We start from the raw sequence: 19297 nt of genomic DNA, 5'->3' as shown, positions 1-19297 counted from the left end.
GTCTGCTGGTGCACGGCAGGATCGTCGGGCAGCACGACCACGTCGTCGAGATCATCGAAGTACTGGGCGAGAACGGCACCCCGCCCTACCGCGTCCGCGCCGAGAACGGTCACGAGGCGATCATGTCGCCCGGCCCCGACAGTGTCGTCCGGCCCAAGGACCTGTCCGACCACCCCACCCCATGACCCCGCGCGCCGCGGACCGCCCCCGGTGGCGGCCCGCGGCGCCTCGTCGCCGATGGCCCCCGGTCAGGCCGTCCGGTAGTGGTCCTCCACCACCCGCGCCAGGGCGCCCGCCCGGTCCCGCGCCACCTCGCGGGCGGCGAAGAAGACGTGCCCGCGCACCCGGGGGAAGCGGCGGGCGAGGGTGAGATGGCGGGAGAGTTCCGCCGGGTTCTGCCAGGGGGCGGGCTGCGCCGGGTCGCCCGCCTTGTACAGGGCCTCGCCGAGGAGGAGCCGGACGCGGGTGCCGGACACCGTGTGCGCCCACCACCGCGCGATCTCCGCGTAGTCGGCGTCGGGGAAGCCGATGTGCCAGTACGCCTGCGGCACGATGTCGTCCACCAGCCCCTCGCGCACCCAGGCGCGGGTGTCGGCGTACAGGTCGTCGTAGGTCTGCACCCCGGCACGGGTGACGGAGCCCGCCGGGTCGGTGGCGCGGTTGCGCCAGACGCCGAACAGGCTGATCCCGAAGCGGACGCGGCGCCCGGAACCGGAACGGAGGCGGACGATCCCCCGGTGGGTGGCACGCACCAGCCGGTGGGTGTTCTCCCGCCGCCAGGCGGCGCGGTCGGCGGAGCCCGCGCCGTGCGCCGCGTACGCCGCACCGTCGTCGAACGTCTCCCCGGGGACGGGATACGGGTAGAAGTAGTCGTCGAAGTGAAGGCCGTCGACCGGGTAGCGGCGGACGGGGTCCAGGACGGCCTCCCGGACGAAGCGGCGGACCTCGGGCAGTCCGGGGTTGTAGTGGAGCTGCCCGCCGTAGGGGACCGTCCACCCGGGGTGGCGGCGGGCCGGGTGACCGGGGGCGAGGCGGGTGAGGTCGGTGTGGAGGGCCACCCGGTACGGGTTGCACCAGGCGTGCAGGGCGAGGCCGCGGCGGTGCGCCTCGCGGACCGCGAAGCCGAGCGGGTCCCACCCGGGGTCCTCGCCCTGCCGGCCGGTGAGGCAGTCGGACCACGGTTCGTAGGGAGAGGGCCACAGTGCGTCGGCGGTCGGCCGGACCTGGAGGTAGACGGTGTCGAGGCGGTGGTCGGCGGCGGCGTCGAGGAGGGCGAGGAGTTCGCGCCGCTGGTGGCGGGGGCCCTGGCCGGGTGCGGAGGGCCAGTCGCGGTGGGCGACGGTCGCCAGCCACATGCCGCGCACCCCGTCGCGGACCGCGGGGCCGGTGGTCCCGGAGGCGGCGGCCAGGGCCGGGACCGCGCCCAGGGCCGCCGCTGTGAATCCTCGCCGTGACATCCCTCGCACCGAAAGCCCCCGGCTTGTCTGCTTCATCCCGTCGTCCCGGAACAGAATGCCCGCCCCGAAGGCCCCTGTCCGGTACCCCTCGGAGTAACGTCGGGCCCGAGGCGGGCGCCCCACCCTGATGGCGCACGCCGGTCCGAAGATCAGCGAAAGGCACGAGGTGACCGACATCGAACGCGTCGGAGTGGTCGGCTGCGGCCAGATGGGCGCGGGCATCGCCGAGGTGTGCGCACGCGCCGGGCTGGACGTCATGGTCGCGGAGACCACCGGCGAGGCCCTGGAGATCGGCCGTACCCGTCTGACCAACTCCCTCCGCAAGGCGGCGGAGCGCGGCAAGATCACCGACGCGGAGCGTGACGCGGCGCTCGACCGGCTGGGCTTCACCACCGACCTCGGGGAGTTCGCCGACCGCGATCTCGTCATCGAGGCCGTGGTGGAGAACGAACAGGTCAAGACCGAGATCTTCCAGGTGCTCGACCAGGTCGTGGCCCGCCCGGACGCGATCCTGGCGTCCAACACCTCCTCGATCCCCCTGGTGAAGCTGGCGGTCGCGACCTCTCGCCCGGACCAGGTCATCGGCATCCACTTCTTCAACCCGGCACCGGTGCAGAAGCTCGTCGAGCTGATCCCCGCACTGACCACCTCCGAGGGCACCATCGCCCGCGCGGAGAAGGTGGTCCGCGAGGCCCTGGGCAAGCACGCCATCCGCGCCCAGGACCGCTCCGGTTTCGTGGTCAACGCGCTGCTCATCCCGTACCTGCTCTCCGCGATCCGGATGTTCGAGTCGGGCATGGCCAGCCGCGAGGACATCGACAACGGCATGGAAATGGGCTGCGCCCACCCGATGGGCCCGCTCAAACTGTCGGACCTCATCGGCCTGGACACGGTCGCCTCGGTCGCCGCCTCGATGTACGACGAGTACAAGGAACCCCTGTACGCCGCTCCCCCGCTCCTCCAGCGCATGGTCGACGCGGGCCGCCTGGGACGGAAGTCGGGGTCGGGGTTCTACGTGTACCAGTGAGTGCGGCCGGGTCGCCAACTGGCGCTGCTCCAGGGATAGTTCACTGGAGCGGCGCCGTTTGCGGTACTACTCCCGGGAGACTCACACCGCTCCGCCGGCCCCTCACCCGCGCAGCCGCCCCGTCCGGGGCGGCTCGGACGGGATGGTGGCCCGGCGGGCGTCACCGACCGGCAGCGAACCGCCTCTGAACTGGGGCTTTGCGTCTTTCAGAGCTCACACCCGCATCGGGCGGCACCTGCGCTCGCGCCGGAAACGTCAGCCCTCCCTGAACGTGCTGCTGCCGAACGGTAGTCCCGGCCGGCAGCCGGCAGTGCGGGGGACGGAACCCATCGCCGGACGATGGCCTGCCACGCCTGCCGCTCGCCACCACCGGCACGGCTGTCTCGCTTGATGTGCGTGTCCTGCTACGACGGCAGTGACGAACAGTCCCGGTGCAGGACATACTGCGTCGCGCTGCAACGAGCGACATTCCCACCCCGCCTCATGGGACGCATACGGGCCCGAAGAGAGGCTGCGGTCCGTAGCCGCCGGTAGGTGAGCACTGTCTCAGCCGGAGCCGTTCGAGTTCTGCTGTCGGGCCGTGCTTCTGCTGTCTGTCCGGGAGTCCGTGACTGCCGATGGGAGGGCGTTGCCTGCCGGGTTGTCGGGCGTGAACACCGGATCCATCAGGCTGGCCAGCTGAGCCGGCCGTCCGCGACGGCCGGGAGAGACGCGGGCATCTCGTCGGTGACCCAGGCGAACTCCAGCGCTGCGAGCGTGGCTCCCCGGTTTGTCCACACGAGGATCTCGCCGACGTAGGCGTCGGACAGGTCATGGACTTGCGCGTCGACGGGAACGAGCGCTTCCGGAAGTGCCGCATGCTCACACGGTTCCCGGACCCGCAGGTCGACGCTCACAGAACCGGGTCCCCAGACGGCGGTCACCTCGGTGCGGTCGAGCTGACTCCGCAGTTGCGACGCACCGATGAACTCCGCCGACAGGATGTGTTCCAGCACTGCGCGCTCATCGGCGTTCAACGGGCGCGGTTCTCCCCAGTGCATCACTCACCCGGGACTTTCCCGTAGTAGGAGCCGACGACCTTGGACAATTTCCGCTGGATGGAGCGTAGCGACCTGATGGTCGGTTCATCACCGCGTCCCGTGGTCGTCGACCACTCGAAACCGGTGCCTGCGAGGTCGCTCACGAAGACGATCTCGACAGCGAGGAGTGCGCGAGCCCGGTCCGCCGGAGCGAGCGGCAGGTTGACGCCAAGCGCACTCCGCGGCTGACTGCACCGTCTGGCCAGATCTGGAGCGTCTGCGAAGCCCATGCCGATGGCCAGACGGTCACTGCATCGCGCCGGTCCGCCCCATTCCAGGAGTCCGCGCCGCATGAGCTCTATCTCGTCCTCGGCGAGCAGTTCACGCGCCGCCACCTCGCGACCTGACATCCATCCCGTCCTTGTCGATGTTCTTCCAGTGTGAGAGTTCCGCTGCTCAATGAGGAGGTGACCGGGCGCAGTGCCGGCAACGGCGCTGTGCCCGGTCGCTTCCGTGACCGCCGCCGGGCGCGCGGCCGGGCGGGATCTGGTGGAACGTATCACCGGCGGAGCGGGCGGACCGCGGGCGCTCCGGCGGTGTCGCCGCGCCGCACGCTTCTTGATGGCTGCCACGCCGTACGAAGGGGCCGGACGCTCTCGGCGGTGCCGGATGGTTCGGGTGTCGGACCGAACGGTGAGGACGCGGGTCCTCCGCCGCCACGTGCCCGGGCGGGGACGCCGGATGCCGGTCAGTCCTGGAGTGTCGCGATCTCGTCGACGCCGGCGTGGCGCAGGGTTCGCTGCACCCTGTGCTGGGCGCCGCGGATGATGACCGTGCCGCTTTCCGCGTGCCTGATGGCGGCGCGCCGCAGGGCGTAGGCGCAGGGCAGGTCCAGGTAGGTGACGTCCTTCATGTCCAGGACCCATGCGCGGGACCGGTGCAGCCGGGCATCGAGGAGTTGTTCTTCGAGCCGGCGGGCGATGCCGACGTTCAGTTCACCGCGCAGGACGACAATGGCGCGCTCGTCGTCGGCTGCGATGACGGCCCCCGGCGGGCGCTGCGCGGAGGGGTTGTGCGATCCGTCTGCCACAGCGACCTCCTCGACCGTCCTGCCCGCGCGCGCCGCCGGGCGCGGGTGCGGCATGGTGACGTCATGTGCCTGGTGACGGCGGGCCTGGCGCCGGGGCGTGCCGGGGCCGTCGGTGGCACGCCCTCCGGCGACAGGACCGGAGAGGGCGCAGGCATCGTCACCTTCAACGCGCCCCGGAGGCGAAAGGTTACGCCGCCCATGGGGAAGCGGTGTCGCGGCAGGCCGTTCATGTCCTCGTTCGAGGAGCGGCGGCCATCACACCACGATGCCCGGCACCTCCCGCCGTCACCGCCTCGCCTCACGGGACGGCTCCTGTCCCTCGCGGGGCCGCCGTCAAGAGAGGCCCGAGGCGGGCGGCTCCCGCCTCGCCTTTCCCGAGGGCGCTCAGTCGAGGCAGAACTCGTTGCCCTCGACGTCCTGCATCAGGATGCACGACTCATTGTGCTCATCGGCGAGCAGCACGCGCACGCGTACCGCGCCGAGCGCGACCAGTCGTGCGCACTCGGCCTCCAGCGTGGCCAGGCGCTCCTCGCCCACGAGCCCGGTGGCGACCCGTACGTCAAGATGCACCCGATTCTTTACGACCTTGCCCTCGGGAACACGCTGGAAGTACAACCGCGGCCCCACACCCGAGGGATCACAGCAGGCGAACGCCGAGCCCTGCCGCTCAGCCGGCAGCGAGCGATCGAATTCGTCCCACGTGGCGAACCCCTCCGGAGGCGGCGGTACGACGTACCCCAGCACCTCGCACCAAAAGCGGGCGACCCGCTCAGGGTCCGCGCAGTCGAAGGTGACCTGGACCTTCTTGATCGATGACATCGGCGCACCATAGCAGGGGGACGCTGCCGCTCATCTCCCGGTGTGGATACGCATGATGGCGGGAGGACGGCCCCCGCTGGTGCTCCAGTCGCAGAGGTACCGCTGCCGCGCACCACGGACGTCGACGACTCCGTCAGGCAAGCGGTCTGACCCAGCGGCTCCACTGCTCCTCCGCGTGGTAACCGGCGGCGCGCCAGGCGTGCTGGCCGAGTGCGTTGTGGTCCAGGACCATGGCATCGGCCCGGCGGCCGCCGAGTGTCACGAAGCGTTCGTGGGCGGCGGCGAGCAGGGCGGCGGCGATGCCCTGGCGGCGTTGGTCCGGGGCGACGGCCAGTCGGTACAGGTGGCAGCGCCAGCCGTCGTAGCCGGCGATGACCGTGCCGACGATGGCTCCGTCCCGTTCGGCGACCAGCAGGGCGTCCGGGTCACGGGTGAGGAGGCGGGCAACGCCGTCCGCGTCGTCGGTGACGCTGGTGCCTTCGGCCGACCGGGCCCAGAAGGCCAACACGGCGGGGACCTCAGCGATATCCGCGGTACGGATCTTGATCTTGTCCATCCCGGTTGTCTAACAGGAGCGGCTCCGGCCGAGCAGGGGTTTTCGCCTGTTGGACAGCGACTCCACGAGGACGGTCCAGCCCGCTCGCCTGCCACGAGACCCCGCGCCGGTTCACCAATCTGCTCTCGCGCTCCACCTGGCGCAGAAATCACAGTCTCCTCGCGGCGACCGCCGCCGCCGTGGGGCCGGCAAAGGGGCGCACACAAGAAAGGCCGTCATGCGTCCCTGCTCCCCGCGCCGCGCCTTTCGTCCGCGGCCGCGGGAAGCGATCCTGGCCTCCGGGACCGGTCCGATCAAGGTGAACTCTCATGACCATGGGCAGCACCGACGACGAATCCACCCCAGCAGCCGCCCCCTCACCGCAGCCGACCGCGAGAAGGTGGCTCAGCGGGCCCGCGGCGCTGGCGTATGCGGTCGCTGTGGTCAGTGCGGTGGTGGCCGCTGTGGCGACTCCGCTCGGGGATCACGTGATGAAGTCGTTGTTCGACGAGCCGACCTGCCCGGGCGAGGCATGCGAGGGCAAGAGTCCGCAGAGCCAGGGCTGCGGTGAGGGGGCCCGTACCTTCAAACCCGCGGTGAACAATCCGGCCGTTCTCCAGATCCGCTACAACGAGGACTGCAAGGCGGTGTGGGCGAAGATCGACCGCGGTCACCCTGGGGACGTCGTCACGGTGAAGGTGCCCGGTGGCACCATGCGAGGCGCCGAGATCGAGTACGACGACGACCAGTTCACGAGCATGGCCGCTGTTCCGGAAGGTGAATTCCAGGTCACGGCCTGCGTGATCCCCAAGCCTGGTGGCGGCAGCCTCTTCGAGCGGTACTGCATCCAGGCGACGGAGGCCACCGCCTGGCGGTGACGGCTCGGGCCGTTCGGCACCGCGGTCGGCGCGGGTGCGGGTGCGGGCCGCCGGACCGCGGGGCGCACCCCCGCCCGTCGTCACCTTCCGTCACTTCACACGGGGTGTGCGCCGGGGGCACGCGATCGTCCGCCGCACACGGTCCCGCCTTTCCGTTCCAGGTAGTTGACTGGAGAACGAAGGAACATCCAGTCACTCCCGCAAGAGGAAAAGAGGAACGGAACGTGACCGCGCACCGTCGTGAACCCGAGCTGGTGGCCAGCGATGTGGCCGAGCTGCGGCGCTGTCTCGATGTGAGCACCACCCGCGTCGACGGCCAGCTCGCCCTGCTCGCCCAGCGGTCCGAGCAGTGCGCCCGTGACGCGGACGAACTGCAGGCCCGTGTCACACAGTTGGAGAGCACCCGCTGGCCGCTGTCGTCCGTCGCCGCGCTGACGGGCCTGGCGGGGCTGGTGGTCACGGTCTGGCAGGCCCTGGCCCGGTGAGCCGCGGGCGGGCCCGGCCCGTCGCGCCGGCCGGGCCCGCCCCTGCCGGTCAGCCCAGCCGGAGCTGATGGAGCATCAGCAGTGCCGCCGCCATGTTGGCGGCCGGGACCTCGCCCCGCGCCACCATGTCGGGGACCAGCTTGAGCGGCACCCACTCCCGGCGGGAGGACTCGAAGGAGTCCTCCGGTTCGCCGGTGCGGACGCCCTCGTCGGACCAGTAGATGTGGTGCCGGGCGTCGGTGAGCCCGTTGGACGGCTCCACCGTCATCAGGTGGGTGAGGGGGCCGGGTCGCCACCCGGTCTCCTCCTCCATCTCCCGCGCGGCGGCCGCCGCGACGTCCTCGCCGTCCTCGACGACGCCCGCGGCCAGTTCCCAGCCCCAGGTGTCGGTGATGAACCGGTGCCGCCACAGCAGCAGCACCTCATTGGCCTCGTTGACGATCGTGGCGACGGCGACCGGCCGCATCCGGATCAGGTAGTGATCCAGCCGGCGGCCGTCCGGCAGCGCCACATCGGCGAGGTTGACCCGGAACCACGGGTTCTCGTACACGGTCCGTTCCCGGAGATTGTCCCAACGCACGTCTTCGCCACCTTCCGCTTCGCACCGGCGAGGTGGCACACGCACCGGGTCAGAGCGGAACGCGCAGCACCTCGTCGATGAGATCGGCCGCCGCGTCGGTCGCGGCGCTGCCGGTCTCCGCCAGATGTTCGCGCACCGCCCGGAGCCGGTCGCGGAGCCGCCGGGACTCCACTCCCCTGGCCCTTTCGGTCATCTGTGCGGCGTCGGCGACGGCCCGGTCGGCGTCGCCCTGGCGCAGTTCGATGTGGGTGAGCATGGCGAGCCGGTGGACCCGGCCGCGGTCGTGCGCCGGGGTGTCGACCGCGGCGGCGGCCTGCTCGCGGGCGGCCCGCAGGTCCCCGAGGCTGAGCAGGGCCTCCGCCACCTGGACGTTGACCAGGCCCGGCTGGACGTAGCCGGTCTCGGCGGGTTCCAGGCCGGGCCGGATGCGTTCGGCGGCGGACTCGGCCCGGCGGATGCAGGCCAGCGCGCCGGCGCCGTCACCGAGCCGGGCGTACGCCTTGGCCTGCATCGCGTAGAGGTCGGCCGCGAGCGCCGGGGTGATCTGCGGTCCCGCGGCGCGCAGCGCGGCCTCGGCGAACGCCACCGCCTGGCGGTACTCGCGGACGAAGAGGCACTGGTTTACGAGCAGGCCGATCACATAGGCGCCCAGGCCCCGGTCCCCGCTCGCCTTGGCCAGGCGCAGTGCCTGGTGGAAGTAGCGCTGGGCGAGCCCGAGGGCGTCCGAGTCGTAGGCGCAGATCCCGGCGACGGCGACCAGGCCGCCGGTGGCGCGGTGGAGCTGGCGGCCGGTGGCGTCGGAGTAGCTGCCGCGCAGCAGCGGCGCGGCCTCGGTGTTGAGGAAGCCGACGATGCGGGCCCTGGTCGCCACCCCGCCCGCCTTGCGGTACATCTGCTCGTAGTGGGCCCGTGCCGCGCCCAGCATCTCGATGTCGGCCGTGCCGACCCGGGTGAGGCCGTCGCGGGAGACGTCGGAGTCCTCGGGCGGGTTCTCCCACTCCCATACGGGCATGACGGCGGAGGTGCCGGTGAGGGCGGGGGCGTCGACGACGTGGCGGCGCTGTTGTTCGTCGGAGCGCCACAGGGCGGTGGCGCGTTCGACGAAGCCGGAGAGGGGCGTCTCGGTGGTGCGGCGTTGTCCGGGGCGGCTCAGTCCGATGTCGTCGAGGCCGACGGCGCGGTGCAGGCGTTCGGCGAGGACCTCGCAGATCAGGTCGGGGACCTGGCCGCGGGGGCGCTGGCCCTTGAGCCAGCGGGCCACCGCGGTGTGCTCGTAGCGCAGGGCGATCCCGCGGCGGCGTCCGAGCCGGTTGACGCGGGCGGCGAGCCCGGCGTGCGAGATGCCCGCTTCGTCGAGGATCGCGTCGAGCAGGGTGTTGGGCTCCATGGCGGCCTCCCCGTGCGCCGGGCCGGCCGCGCGGGCCGCCGGCTGCTGACCGTGGCGGGGGCCGCGGTGTCCGGCCGTCCGCCGTGCTGGCTGCGTTTCTCCAGGGTAGGGGCGGGCCGTTCGCACGGGGTGTGAAGTGACGCCCTGTCAGCTTGCTTGCGATGCTGATCGGTTGAGCTTGCGGTCGGGGCGGACGGCGGCCACGAGGGGCAGCGGAGCCGGGGGCCTGGGGGCGGGGGCCGGGGGCGGGTCAGCACACAGCGCGACGAAGGCGGCGTCGTCGGTGAGCCTGCCGCCGCAGTGCCGCAGCAGGGCGTCGCGGACATGGCCGACGAGGACGGACGGGGCCGGGAGGGAGCGTGCGGTGGGTGCGCCGCAGCCGGTGCGGACCGCCCGGTCGAGGGGGAAGAAGGCGCCGGCCGCGTCGCGGGTGTCGGCGGCGCCGTCGGTGTGCAGCAGCAGTCCCTCGCCGGGGGCGAGGCGGCCGCAGCGGAGCGGGCGCAGGTCGGCGGGGAGCGGGAAGAGGCCGAGCGGCGGGAGAGGTTCGCCGAACGCGGCGGGCAGGGCGGTGCCCGGTCCGATGCGGTACGGCCAGGGGTGGCCGCAGTTGAGGGCGGTGACGGTGCCGTCGGGGCCGATCTGGAGCAGCAGGACGGTGACGAAGTCCTCGCCGAAGAGGCCGTCGGCGCCGGTGTCCTCGGCGGGCGGCCTGGCGTCGGCGGCGCGTTCGTGGAGGTAGCGCTGGTGGGTGCGTTCCAGCCGGCGCAGTACGCCGCCGAGTTCGGGTTCGTCGTGGACGGCCTCGCGGAAGCCGCCGAGCAGGGCGGCGACGGTGCCGATCGCCTCGATGCCGTGGCCGCGGACGTCGCCGATGACGGCGCGGACGCCGTAGCGGGTGCGGGCCACGTCGTAGAGGTCGCCGCCGAGGGCCGCGCCGTCGGTGGCGGAGAGGTGGGTGGCGGCCAGGGTGAGGGTGCCCAGGCGCGGCGGCAGGGGGCGCAGCAGTGCCTGCTGGGCGGCGGTGGCGATCTCCCGGGTGCGTTCGAGTTCGCGGGCCAGGCGCAGCCGGTGGCCGGTCGTCAACCGGCTCGTGGCGGCGAGGGCGAGGACGGCGGCGCAGGCGGCCGCGCGGGTGGCGGGGGTGCCGGTGGTGGCGGAGAGGGCGAGGAGGGCGCACAGGCCGCCGACGGCCAGGCACCGGCGGCCGCTTCCGGCGAGGGCGAGCGCCGGGGCGGCGGCGAGGAGGTGGGGAAGGTGGCCGTCGGCCGGGGTGTGGAGTGCCCAGACGGCCATGCCGAGGACCCAGAGTCCTGGCAGGACGACGACGTGGACGCGGCGGGCCCCTGTGGTGTCCGCGTGCGCTCCGTCGCGCGCCGGTGTACGGATCATGCGCTGCCCTCCCCCTAGCCGGTGAACGCCGTGGCGGGAACGAGGCGGCCCGCGGGCCCCGTGCCGGGGTGTGGGGGCCGCGTCGACCGGATCGATGGGGGCGACGTTACGTGGATCGGACGCGTCGGCGCGCTTCCGTATCACTCGATGGAGTGAGGTCGTACGGATGTTGGAGCAGTTCCGCCCGCCGGGGGCGCACGGGCGCGCGCCACGGGGCACGGAAAAGCGGAAGGGCGCGGACCGGTGGGAAACCGTCCGCGCCCTCCCCTGCGGGTGCCGTGGCGTCAGCCGCGCAGGACCGCCCCGGTGCGCTCGGCCGCGGCGGCGACCGCCGCGTCACGGGCCGCGGTGGCCTCGTCGGCGGTCAGCGTGCGGTCGGCGGCCCGGAAGCGCAGCGCGTACGCCAGGGACTTCTTGCCCTCGCCGACCTGCTCGCCGCTGAACACGTCGAACAGGCGCAGTGATTCGAGGAGTTCGCCCGCGCCGTCGCGCAGCGCGGCCTCCACGTCGCCCGCCGGGACGGCGTCGTCGACGATGAGCGCGACGTCCTGGGTGGCGACCGGGAAGGACGAGATCTTCGGGGCCTGCAGCGCGCCCGCGGCGAGCCGCTCGACGCCGTCCACGTCGATCTCCATCGCGCAGGTGCGCGCGGGCAGGCCCAGGGCCTTGACGACCCGCGGGTGCAGCTCGCCCGCGTTGCCGACGGGGATCTCCTCGCCGCCGGACACCGCGATCAGCGCCGCGCAGCGGCCCGGGTGCCAGGGCGCCTTCTGGTCCTGGCGGACGATCAGCTCGACGCCCGCCTCACGCGCCACCGCGCGTCCCGCCTCGACGGCGTCCGCCCAGGTCGACGGGCGGGCGGGGCCCCACCAGCCGGCCTGCTCGCGGGCCCCGGCGAGCACCACCGCGGCGTGCCGCGGCTGCTCGGGCAGGGACGCGTCGAGGGAGGCGATCTCGTCGTCGGTGGGACGGCGGTCGACGACGAGGCGTCCGGCCGGCTTCTCGTCGCCGGTCGGCCGGAACACCGGGCCGACCTCGAACAGCGCGAGGTCGTGCGTGCCCCGGCCGTCGTTGCGCCGCAGCGCGCCGAGCAGGCCCGGCAGCAGCGTCGTGCGCAGGTCGGGCTCCTCGTCGGAGAGCGGGTTGACGAGGGTGACGGCCGTACGGCGCGGGTCGTCCTCCTCCAGGCCGAGCTGGTCGAGGACGGCGCGGCCGGTGAACGGGTAGTTCAGCGCCTCGACGTAGCCGGCGCCGGCGAGCGCCCGGCCGATGCGACGGTGCAGCCGCTGGCGGTCGGTCAGGCCGCGGCCGGCGGGCGGCAGCGGGAGGGTGGAGGGCAGGTTCTCGTAGCCCTCCAGCCGGATGACCTCCTCGGCGAGGTCGTTGGGGTCGCTGAGGTCGGGGCGCCAGGACGGCACGGTGACGACCAGTTCGTCCTGCCCGCCCGTCTCCCGGCCACCACCCCTCAACGACGCGTTCCACGCGGCGGAATTCCCATAGACGTCGCAGCCGACCTGCTGGAGGCGGCGGACGACGGTCTCCCGGCCGTAGGTGACACCGGCGACCTTGTCGGGGTGGTCGGCGCGCATGCTGATGGTGCGGGGGGCGCCGGGCGAGACGACCGTGGTGACGCCCTCCTCGGCGGTGCCGCCGCCGAGGAGCACGAGCAGGTCGACGGTGCGCTGCGCGGCGGCCGAGGCGGCCTCGGGGTCCACCCCGCGCTCGAAGCGCTTGGCGGCCTCGGAGGACAGCTTGTGGCGGCGGGCGGTGCGGGCGATCGACAGGGCGTCGAAGTGCGCGGCCTCCACCACGATGTCGGTGGTGCCGGTGACCGCGCCGGTCTCCGGGTCGGTCACCGGGGCGGCGATCTCGGTGTGGGCGCCGCCCATCACCCCGGCCAGGCCGATGGGGCCGCTGTCGTCGGTGATGACGAGGTCGGCCGGGTCGAGGACCCGCTTGGTGCCGTCGAGGGTGGTCAGCACCTCGCCCGCGGTGGCGCGGCGGACACCGATGGCCCCGTCGAGACCGGCGCGGTCGTAGGCGTGCAGCGGCTGGCCCAGCTCCAGCATCACGTAGTTGGTGATGTCGACGGGCAGCGAGATCGGCCGCATCCCGGCCTTCTGGAGGCGGCGGCGCAGCCAGATCGGGGAGCGTGCCTCGGGGTCGACGCCGGTGACGGTGCGGGCGGTGAAGCGGTCGCAGCCGATCGGGTCGGCGACGTGGACGGGGTGGCCGGCCGCGTTCGGGGCGGGGACGTCCAGCAGCGCGGGGTCGCGCAGCGGCAGCCCGTAGGCGGTGGCGGTCTCGCGGGCGACGCCGCGCATCGACAGGCAGTAGCCGCGGTCGGGGGTGACGGCGATGTCGAGCACCTCGTCGACGAGCTGGAGCAGCTCGATGGCGTCGGTGCCGGGCTCGTACTCGGGCGGCAGCACGATGATGCCGTCGGAGCCGTCGTCGCCCATGCCGAGTTCGTCGCCGGAGCAGATCATGCCGTGCGACTTCTTGCCGTAGGTCTTGCGCGCGGAGATCGCGAAGTCGCCGGGCAGCACAGCGCCGGGCAGGACCACGACGACCTTGTCGCCGACGGCGAAGTTGCGGGCGCCGCAGACGATCTCCTGGGGTTCGCCGGTGCCGTTGGCGTCGCCGACGTCGACGGTGCAGAACCGGATCGGCTTCTTGAAGCCCTCCAGCTCCTCGATGGTCAGCACCTGGCCGACGACGAGCGGGCCCTTGAGGCCCTCGCCGAGCCGCTCGACGGTCTCGACCTCCAGGCCGACGGCGATGAGCTTGGCCTGTACGTCACGGCCGGTCTCCGTCGCCGGCAGGTCGACGTATTCCCGCAGCCAAGAAAGCGGGACCCGCATCAGATCTCCATCCCGAACGGCCGGGTGAACCGGACGTCGCCCTCGAACATGTCGCGCATGTCTTCCACGTTGTGCCGGAACATCAGCATCCGGTCGATGCCGAACCCGAAGGCGAAGCCGCTGTAGCGCTCCGGGTCGACGCCGCAGGCCACCAGGACCTTGGGGTTGACCATCCCGCAGCCGCCCAGCTCGATCCAGCCCTCGCTGGAGCAGGTGCGGCAGGGGCGGTCGGGGTTGCCGACGGACGCGCCGCGGCAGACGTAGCAGACCATGTCCATCTCGGCGGACGGCTCGGTGAACGGGAAGTAGTTCGGCCGCAGCCTGGTCTTCATGTCCGGGCCGAACAGGGCGCGGACCATGTGGTCGAGGGTGCCCTTGAGGTCGGCCATGGTCAGGCCCTCGTCGACGGCGAGCAGCTCGATCTGGTGGAAGACCGGGGAGTGCGTGGCGTCCAGCTCGTCGGTGCGGTAGACGCGGCCCGGGCAGACGACGTAGACGGGCGGCTCGCGGTCGACCAGGGTGCGGGCCTGGACCGGCGAGGTGTGGGTGCGCAGCACGACGCCGGACTCGTCGTCCTTGGTGCCGTTGCCCCGGACGAAGAAGGTGTCCTGCATCTGGCGCGCGGGGTGGTCGGGCACGAAGTTGAGGGCGTCGAAGTTGAACCACTCCGCCTCGACCTCGGGGCCCTCGGCGATCTCGTAGCCCATGGCGACGAAGACGTCGGCGACCCGCTCCATGAAGGTGGTCAGCGGGTGCCGGGCCCCGGCGGGCGTCCGGTCGTAGGGCAGCGTGACGTCCACGGCCTCCTCGACGAGGACGCGGGCGTCGCGCTCGGCCTCCAGCTCCTCCTGGCGGGCCTTGAGCGCCTGGTTGACGCGGCCGCGTGCCTGGCCGACGCGCTTGCCGGCGTCCGCCTTGGCGTGCGGGGGCAGCGCGCCGATCTCGCGGTTGGCGAGAGCGAGCGGCGAGCGGTCGCCGGTGTGCGCGGCCTTCACCTCGCGCAGCGCGTCCAGGTCCCCGGCGGCGGCGATGGCGGCGAGCGCCTCGTCCGTGCGCCGGGCGATCTCTTCCGGTTTCAGGGCTTCGACCTCGACAGGGTCGTACGACTTATTGGGTGCGGACATCTCTTCCCGTGCTTCCGGTGGTCTGGCTTGGCTTGGCTCGCTTCGCCTCGGCGACTCGATCACACACGTCGGATGCCGAGCCCGCGCTGTGCCCGCGATGCTTGTGCGCCAAAGGTGCCAAAGGGCAAGTCTAAGGGGACGGCGGGTCCCGGTGCGCCGTGGGCGGGTCCCGTCCGCCCGCCGGTGCCCGGCCCGGGGGCCGTCGGCGGCGGGCGGTCAGGCCAGGAAGGCGGGGGCGGCGACGGGCAGGGTGAAGCGGAACGCGGCGCCGCCCGCCGGGGCCCGGCCGACGGTGATCGTCCCGCCGTGGGCCTCGACGATGCCCTTGACGATGTAGAGGCCCAGGCCCGTGCCCCCGCGTTTGCTGCCCCTCCAGAAGCGGGTGAAGACACGGCTCATCGACTCCTCCGGGATGCCGGGGCCCTCATCGCTCACCGTGACGGTCGTTCCGTCCTTCCCGGGCTCGCGCGGGCAGGGCGAGGGCTCGATCTCGATGGTGACCGTGCCCTCGCCGTGGCGGACCGCGTTCTCCAGGAGGTTCCCCAGGACCTGGTCGACCTTGTCCGGATCGGCCCACAGGTCGGGCAGCGGGCCGAGGGCGCGGATGAGGAAGCGGTCGGGGCGCTGGCCCGCGGTGGTCTGCGCCTGAACATGCCGGCGCACGGCCGCGATCATGTCGACGCGCTGCCGCCGCACCTCCAGCCGTCCGGAGTCGATGCGGGAGATGTCCAGCAGTTCGGCGATCAGCCGGGTGACGCGGTTGGCGTCGGCGTCGACGGTCTCCAGCATCAGCCGCTTCTGGTCATCGGTGAAGCGGTCCCATTTCTGGAGCAGGGTCGCGGTGAAGCCCTTGACGGAGGTCAGCGGGGAGCGCAGTTCGTGGGCGACGGTGGCGATCAGCTCGGCGTGGCTCAGTTCCGTACGGCGCCGGGCCTCCGTGCCGCGCAGGGTGATGACGAGGCGGCGGAGGGGGCCGCGGGGGCGGGTGCGGACGTAGCGGGCGGAGACCAGCAGTTCGCGCCCGCCGAGCAGCAGATTGCGCTCGGGCTGGCCGGTGCGGACGGCGAGGCCGCAGTAGGGGTCGGTCAGCCGCCACCAGCGGCGGCCCTCCAGGTCCTGGAGGGGCAGGGCCTCCTCCAGGAGCCGGCCGAGGGCGTCGCGGGGGGCGATGCCGGTGATCCTGGCGGCGGCGGTGTTGAAGCGGACGACGCGCCCGGCGGCGTCGGCGACGACCAGGCCGTCGGGCAGTTCCTCGGGGTCGATACCGTCCGGGGGCGGCGCTGGGGCCCCCGGTGTCCGGTCCGGCCCGCCGGACGTCGTCGCAGTCATCCCCGGTGCCCCCTTCCGCTTCCCGGGCAGGACACCCTACTAGGAACGGCGGGACGGGCCGCCGGTATCCGCCGGACGCCGCGGCGGGCGGTGTTTTCCGGCCGTCGGGCGGCGTTCAGCCCCGGGGGACGGCGCGGCAGCCGCCGGTCGTGCGCTGGGCGCGGGCCGAGGCGTAGAGGCAGACGGCGGCGGCCGTGGCGAGGTTGAGGCTCTCGGCGCGGCCGTGGATGGGCACCCGCACCACGGCGTCGGCGAGTGCGCGGGTCTCCTCGGGCAGGCCCCATGCCTCGTTGCCGAAGACCCAGGCGGTGGGGCCGCCCATGGAGCCGGCGTCGAGTTCGGCGTCCAGGTCGCGGTCGCCGGCGCCGTCGGCGGCGAGGATGCGGGCGCCCGCGCCGCGCAGTCCGTCCATGACCCGCTCGACCGGTACGCCGACGGCGACGGGCAGGTGGAAGAGGGAGCCGACGGAGGCCCGTACGGACTTGGGGTTGTAGAGGTCGACGGAGGCGTCGGTGAGGACGACGGCGTCGGCGCCCGCGGCGTCCGCGCAGCGCAGTACGGTGCCGGCGTTGCCGGGGTCGCGGACGTGGGCGAGGACGGCGATCAGCCGGGGGCGGGCGGCGAGGATGTCGTCGAACGGCGAGTCGAGGAAGCGGCAGACGCCGACCAGGCCCTGCGGGGTGACCGTCTGGGAGATGTCGGCGACGGTCCGGTCGTCGGCGAGGTGGCAGCGGACGCCGGCGGCGCGGGCGGCGGCGACGATCTCGGTGTGGCGTTCGGCGGCCTCGGCGGTGGCGAACAGTTCGACGAGGGTGGGGCCGTCGGCGGTGCGGTGGGCGACGGCCTCGCGGACGGCCTGCGGGCCCTCGGCGATGAACCGGCGTTCCTTGGCGCGGACGGCGCGGCGGGCCAGCCGCCGGGCGGCGGCGACGCGCGGGGAACGCGGGGAGATCAGCTCGGGGGTGCCCATGGACGGCGGCTCGCTTCTTTCGTTCGGTGCGGTGGACCGGGCGTGCGGTCCGGGTGAAACGGCGGCGGACCCGCAGGCCGGGGCCTGCGGGTCCGCCGGGTCACGTCGTCAGGCCGAGGGTCAGGCGGCGGCCTTCGGGGCGTTGACGTCGCTCGGGAGCGCCTTCTGGGCGACCTCGACCAGGGCGGCGAACGCGTTGGCGTCGTTGACCGCGAGGTCGGCGAGGATCTTGCGGTCGACCTCGATGCTGGCGGCCTTCAGACCCTGGATGAAGCGGTTGTAGGTCATGCCGTTGGCGCGGGCAGCGGCGTTGATGCGCTGGATCCACAGCTGACGGAAGTCGCCCTTGCGCTTCTTGCGGTCGTTGTAGTTGTAGACGAGGGAGTGGGTGACCTGCTCCTTCGCCTTGCGGTAGAGGCGGGAGCGCTGGCCGCGGTAGCCGCTGGCCTGCTCCAGGATCGCCCGGCGCTTCTTGTGGGCGTTGACTGCCCGCTTGACGCGTGCCACTTGTTAACTCCTTGTAGCGGGGCCGTGGTGGTCGTCACACGGCCCGGTTCGAATAGTCCCGGTCCTGTCCGCGCGCCGCCGTGTCAGGGGCGCGGCGGCTCACTTGCCGAGAAGCTTCTTGATCTTCTTGGCGTCGCCCGGGGCCATCTCGGCGTTGCCGGTGAGGCGACGCGTCACGCGGGACGACTTGTGCTCCAGCAGGTGGCGCTTGCCGGCGCGCTCGCGCAGCACCTTGCCGGAACCGGTGACCTTGAAGCGCTTGCTGGTCCCGCTGTGCGTCTTGTTCTTCGGCATGGCGCCGTTCTCTCCTCGTCAGTGGCGCCCCCGCCGGCGGGGCCGGCACACGGGGGCGTCATATGTATCGGTTGCAGTCCGGGGCGGGCGCCCCGGCGCAGGTCCGGGGCTCTCGCCCGGGGATCACGCCTCGGCGGACTCCTCGGCGGGGGTTCCGCCCTGGCGCTCCGCCTTGCGGGCGGCCTGCGCCTCGCGGGCCTCGGCCATCGCCTCGGTCTTCTTCTTGTGCGGACCGAGGACCATGATCATGTTGCGGCCGTCCTGCTTCGGGTTCGACTCGATGAAGCCGAGGTCCTCGACGTCGGAGGCGAGCCGCTGCAGCAGCCGGAAGCCCAGCTCGGGGCGGGACTGCTCGCGACCACGGAACATGATCGTGATCTTGACCTTGTCACCCTGCTTGAGGAACCGGACGACGTGACCCTTCTTGGTGTCGTAGTCGTGCGGGTCGATCTTCGGCCGGAGCTTCATCTCCTTGATGACCGTGTGCGCCTGGTTCTTGCGCGCCTCACGGGCCTTCATGGCCGACTCGTACTTGAACTTTCCGTAGTCCATGAGCTTGCAGACCGGCGGACGGGCGTTCGCCGCCACCTCGACGAGGTCGAGGTCGTACTCCTGCGCAAGCTCCAGGGCCTTGGCAAGCGGCACGATGCCGACCTGCTCGCCACTGGGACCGACGAGTCGCACCTCGGGGACACGAATCCGGTCGTTGATGCGGGGCTCGGCGCTGATGGATCCTCCTCGGTAGCACCACGCGACGGCCTGGCGGACTGCCGCGTAACGTCTGTTCGGTGTGACCAACCGCGCCGGCACATGAAAAACGCCCCGGACGGGACGCAGGCGGGGCTCCATCACACGGTTCAGGAACACCGCCGCGAATCACGCGGGGCGCAGCCGGACCAATGACCCGCCGACCGCGTGGTCGGACGGGTGGGAGAACGGAGCCTCCACTTGCGGGCCGGTCACTTCAGTGTCCGGCCGGTCGGAACACCAGAATACACGAGTCAAGAGCGGCGCCCCCACCCGCGCGCCGTCCCCTATCACCGGCCGGCGCGGGCCCCGCGGCCCCCGGGACTTAAGGTGGGGCGCATCCCCCTCCCCAGGAAGTGAAGCCCCAAGACATGAGCGACCACACCCCGCAGCAGCCCGGCGTCCCGCAGCCCGACGGGGCGGCGCGCCCCGACTTCGACACCATGACCCGTGACATCGCGGAGGTGCCGGCGGTCGAGGTGATCACCACGGTGGCGGTGCACCTGATGAGTTCGGCGGCGGTCAACCTCGGTCTGGCCGAGGACGGCGAGCGGCACAAGGACCTGGACGAGGCCCGCAAGCTCATCCACGCGCTGGCCGGTCTGGTCACCGCGAGCGCCACCGAGATCGGCTCGTACCACGCGGCGCCGCTGCGGGACGGCCTGAAGTCGCTCCAGCTCGCCTTCCGCGAGGCGTCGGTGGTGCCGGACGAGCCGGGCCAGGGGCCGGGCGAGAAATTCACCGGGCCCGTCTTCAGCTGAACGGGTGACGCGCGCGGGCCCCGGCCCGGGGAGAT

General features: G+C 72.7%; 21 protein-coding genes. 5 read left to right on the top strand and 16 right to left on the bottom strand.

All coding sequences use genetic code 11. From position 1 onward, the window contains the following. The first annotated feature begins 2 nt into the window (after positions 1-2). Complete coding sequence (locus AC51EU_RS15025) at positions 3-185, top strand: DUF1918 domain-containing protein (protein ID WP_496267415.1); 183 nt, start codon at positions 3-5, stop codon at positions 183-185. A 63-nt stretch (positions 186-248) separates the two neighbouring features. Here the strand turns inward: AC51EU_RS15025 and AC51EU_RS15020 are convergent, their stop codons facing one another. Then, positions 249-1457, bottom strand: coding sequence for a glycoside hydrolase family 10-like protein (locus tag AC51EU_RS15020; protein WP_496267414.1), 1209 nt, complete (start codon positions 1455-1457; stop codon positions 249-251). 166 nt (positions 1458-1623) lie between these two features. On the opposite strand from AC51EU_RS15020, the gene AC51EU_RS15015 reads away from it, so the two are divergent. Further along, the gene (locus AC51EU_RS15015) at positions 1624-2484 is read left to right on the top strand and encodes a 3-hydroxybutyryl-CoA dehydrogenase (protein WP_496267413.1); all 861 of its coding nucleotides are present in this window, start codon (positions 1624-1626) and stop codon (positions 2482-2484) included. Between the two features lie 665 nt (positions 2485-3149). Here AC51EU_RS15015 and AC51EU_RS15010 read toward each other — a convergent pair. From AC51EU_RS15010 to AC51EU_RS14990, 5 genes are all read right to left on the bottom strand, one after another. Further along, positions 3150-3479: a hypothetical protein gene (locus AC51EU_RS15010; RefSeq protein WP_496267412.1), complete on the bottom strand. Its 330-nt coding sequence runs from the start codon at positions 3477-3479 to the stop codon at positions 3150-3152. Positions 3480-3523: 44 nt separating this feature from the next. Continuing rightward, positions 3524-3913: a hypothetical protein gene (locus AC51EU_RS15005; protein WP_496267411.1), complete on the bottom strand. Its 390-nt coding sequence runs from the start codon at positions 3911-3913 to the stop codon at positions 3524-3526. A 338-nt stretch (positions 3914-4251) separates the two neighbouring features. After that, positions 4252-4593 (bottom strand): STAS domain-containing protein, encoded by a 342-nt coding sequence (locus AC51EU_RS15000; RefSeq protein WP_496267410.1) that lies wholly within the window; start codon positions 4591-4593, stop codon positions 4252-4254. A gap of 384 nt (positions 4594-4977) precedes the next feature. Then, a complete protein-coding gene (locus tag AC51EU_RS14995) occupies positions 4978-5412 on the bottom strand; it encodes a VOC family protein (RefSeq protein ID WP_496267409.1) in 435 nt (144 codons plus the stop codon). Positions 5413-5545: 133 nt separating this feature from the next. Beyond that, positions 5546-5968 (bottom strand): GNAT family N-acetyltransferase, encoded by a 423-nt coding sequence (locus AC51EU_RS14990; protein WP_496267408.1) that lies wholly within the window; start codon positions 5966-5968, stop codon positions 5546-5548. 308 nt (positions 5969-6276) lie between these two features. Between AC51EU_RS14990 and AC51EU_RS14985 the strand changes: the two genes are divergently transcribed. Both AC51EU_RS14985 and AC51EU_RS14980 read left to right on the top strand, forming a co-directional pair. Then, positions 6277-6825, top strand: a complete 549-nt coding sequence (locus AC51EU_RS14985) for a DUF2690 domain-containing protein (RefSeq protein ID WP_496267407.1) — start codon at positions 6277-6279, stop codon at positions 6823-6825. A gap of 224 nt (positions 6826-7049) precedes the next feature. After that, a complete protein-coding gene (locus tag AC51EU_RS14980; RefSeq protein ID WP_496267406.1) occupies positions 7050-7310 on the top strand; it encodes a hypothetical protein in 261 nt (86 codons plus the stop codon). A 49-nt stretch (positions 7311-7359) separates the two neighbouring features. Here AC51EU_RS14980 and AC51EU_RS14975 read toward each other — a convergent pair whose 3' ends face one another. The 10 genes from AC51EU_RS14975 to infC form a co-directional block, all read right to left on the bottom strand. After that, the gene (locus AC51EU_RS14975) at positions 7360-7890 is read right to left on the bottom strand and encodes an NUDIX domain-containing protein (protein ID WP_496267405.1); all 531 of its coding nucleotides are present in this window, start codon (positions 7888-7890) and stop codon (positions 7360-7362) included. 49 nt (positions 7891-7939) lie between these two features. Beyond that, the gene (locus tag AC51EU_RS14970; RefSeq protein ID WP_496267404.1) at positions 7940-9277 is read right to left on the bottom strand and encodes an NsdA family TPR-like regulatory protein; all 1338 of its coding nucleotides are present in this window, start codon (positions 9275-9277) and stop codon (positions 7940-7942) included. 147 nt (positions 9278-9424) lie between these two features. Further along, a complete protein-coding gene (locus AC51EU_RS14965) occupies positions 9425-10666 on the bottom strand; it encodes a PP2C family protein-serine/threonine phosphatase (RefSeq protein WP_496267403.1) in 1242 nt (413 codons plus the stop codon). 284 nt (positions 10667-10950) lie between these two features. Continuing rightward, positions 10951-13530: a phenylalanine--tRNA ligase subunit beta gene (gene pheT / locus AC51EU_RS14960; protein WP_496267402.1), complete on the bottom strand. Its 2580-nt coding sequence runs from the start codon at positions 13528-13530 to the stop codon at positions 10951-10953. Then, positions 13530-14654, bottom strand: coding sequence for a phenylalanine--tRNA ligase subunit alpha (pheS, locus tag AC51EU_RS14955; RefSeq protein WP_496267401.1), 1125 nt, complete (start codon positions 14652-14654; stop codon positions 13530-13532). The genes pheT and pheS overlap by 1 nt, the downstream gene beginning before the upstream one ends. Positions 14655-14870: 216 nt before the next feature. Beyond that, positions 14871-15983, bottom strand: a complete 1113-nt coding sequence (locus AC51EU_RS14950; protein ID WP_496267400.1) for a sensor histidine kinase — start codon at positions 15981-15983, stop codon at positions 14871-14873. 115 nt (positions 15984-16098) lie between these two features. Beyond that, on the bottom strand, positions 16099-16953 hold the full coding sequence (locus AC51EU_RS14945; protein WP_496267399.1) for a TrmH family RNA methyltransferase: 855 nt from the start codon (positions 16951-16953) through the stop codon (positions 16099-16101). Between the two features lie 120 nt (positions 16954-17073). After that, positions 17074-17460, bottom strand: coding sequence for a 50S ribosomal protein L20 (gene rplT / locus AC51EU_RS14940; protein WP_496267398.1), 387 nt, complete (start codon positions 17458-17460; stop codon positions 17074-17076). A 99-nt stretch (positions 17461-17559) separates the two neighbouring features. Next, positions 17560-17754, bottom strand: coding sequence for a 50S ribosomal protein L35 (gene rpmI, locus AC51EU_RS14935; protein WP_030278317.1), 195 nt, complete (start codon positions 17752-17754; stop codon positions 17560-17562). 123 nt (positions 17755-17877) lie between these two features. Continuing rightward, entirely contained in the window at positions 17878-18552 is a 675-nt protein-coding gene (gene infC, locus AC51EU_RS14930; protein ID WP_496267397.1) for a translation initiation factor IF-3, read from the bottom strand. Between the two features lie 320 nt (positions 18553-18872). On the opposite strand from infC, the gene AC51EU_RS14925 reads away from it, so the two are divergent. Beyond that, positions 18873-19262: a DUF1844 domain-containing protein gene (locus tag AC51EU_RS14925; RefSeq protein WP_496267396.1), complete on the top strand. Its 390-nt coding sequence runs from the start codon at positions 18873-18875 to the stop codon at positions 19260-19262. Positions 19263-19297: the final 35 nt, after the last annotated feature.

The organism is Candidatus Streptomyces philanthi (assembly GCF_059553635.1).
Note: the sequence above shows the minus strand (reverse complement) of the source record. Positions and strands in the feature narration are given on the sequence as shown.

Bases quoted from the DNA above. Each gene is read 5' to 3' on its own strand.
- AC51EU_RS15020 (WP_496267414.1), bottom strand. From the start codon at position 1,457: ATGTCACGGCGAGGATTCACAGCGGCGGCCCTGGGCGCGGTCCCGGCC.
- AC51EU_RS15005 (WP_496267411.1), bottom strand. From the start codon at position 3,913: ATGTCAGGTCGCGAGGTGGCGGCGCGTGAACTGCTCGCCGAGGACGAG.
- AC51EU_RS14995 (WP_496267409.1), bottom strand. From the start codon at position 5,412: ATGTCATCGATCAAGAAGGTCCAGGTCACCTTCGACTGCGCGGACCCT.
- AC51EU_RS14990 (WP_496267408.1), bottom strand. From the start codon at position 5,968: ATGGACAAGATCAAGATCCGTACCGCGGATATCGCTGAGGTCCCCGCC.
- AC51EU_RS14985 (WP_496267407.1), top strand. From the start codon at position 6,277: ATGACCATGGGCAGCACCGACGACGAATCCACCCCAGCAGCCGCCCCC.
- AC51EU_RS14970 (WP_496267404.1), bottom strand. From the start codon at position 9,277: ATGGAGCCCAACACCCTGCTCGACGCGATCCTCGACGAAGCGGGCATC.
- AC51EU_RS14965 (WP_496267403.1), bottom strand. From the start codon at position 10,666: ATGATCCGTACACCGGCGCGCGACGGAGCGCACGCGGACACCACAGGG.
- pheT (WP_496267402.1), bottom strand. From the start codon at position 13,530: ATGCGGGTCCCGCTTTCTTGGCTGCGGGAATACGTCGACCTGCCGGCG.
- pheS (WP_496267401.1), bottom strand. From the start codon at position 14,654: ATGTCCGCACCCAATAAGTCGTACGACCCTGTCGAGGTCGAAGCCCTG.
- AC51EU_RS14950 (WP_496267400.1), bottom strand. From the start codon at position 15,983: ATGACTGCGACGACGTCCGGCGGGCCGGACCGGACACCGGGGGCCCCA.
- AC51EU_RS14945 (WP_496267399.1), bottom strand. From the start codon at position 16,953: ATGGGCACCCCCGAGCTGATCTCCCCGCGTTCCCCGCGCGTCGCCGCC.
- rpmI (WP_030278317.1), bottom strand. From the start codon at position 17,754: ATGCCGAAGAACAAGACGCACAGCGGGACCAGCAAGCGCTTCAAGGTC.
- AC51EU_RS14925 (WP_496267396.1), top strand. From the start codon at position 18,873: ATGAGCGACCACACCCCGCAGCAGCCCGGCGTCCCGCAGCCCGACGGG.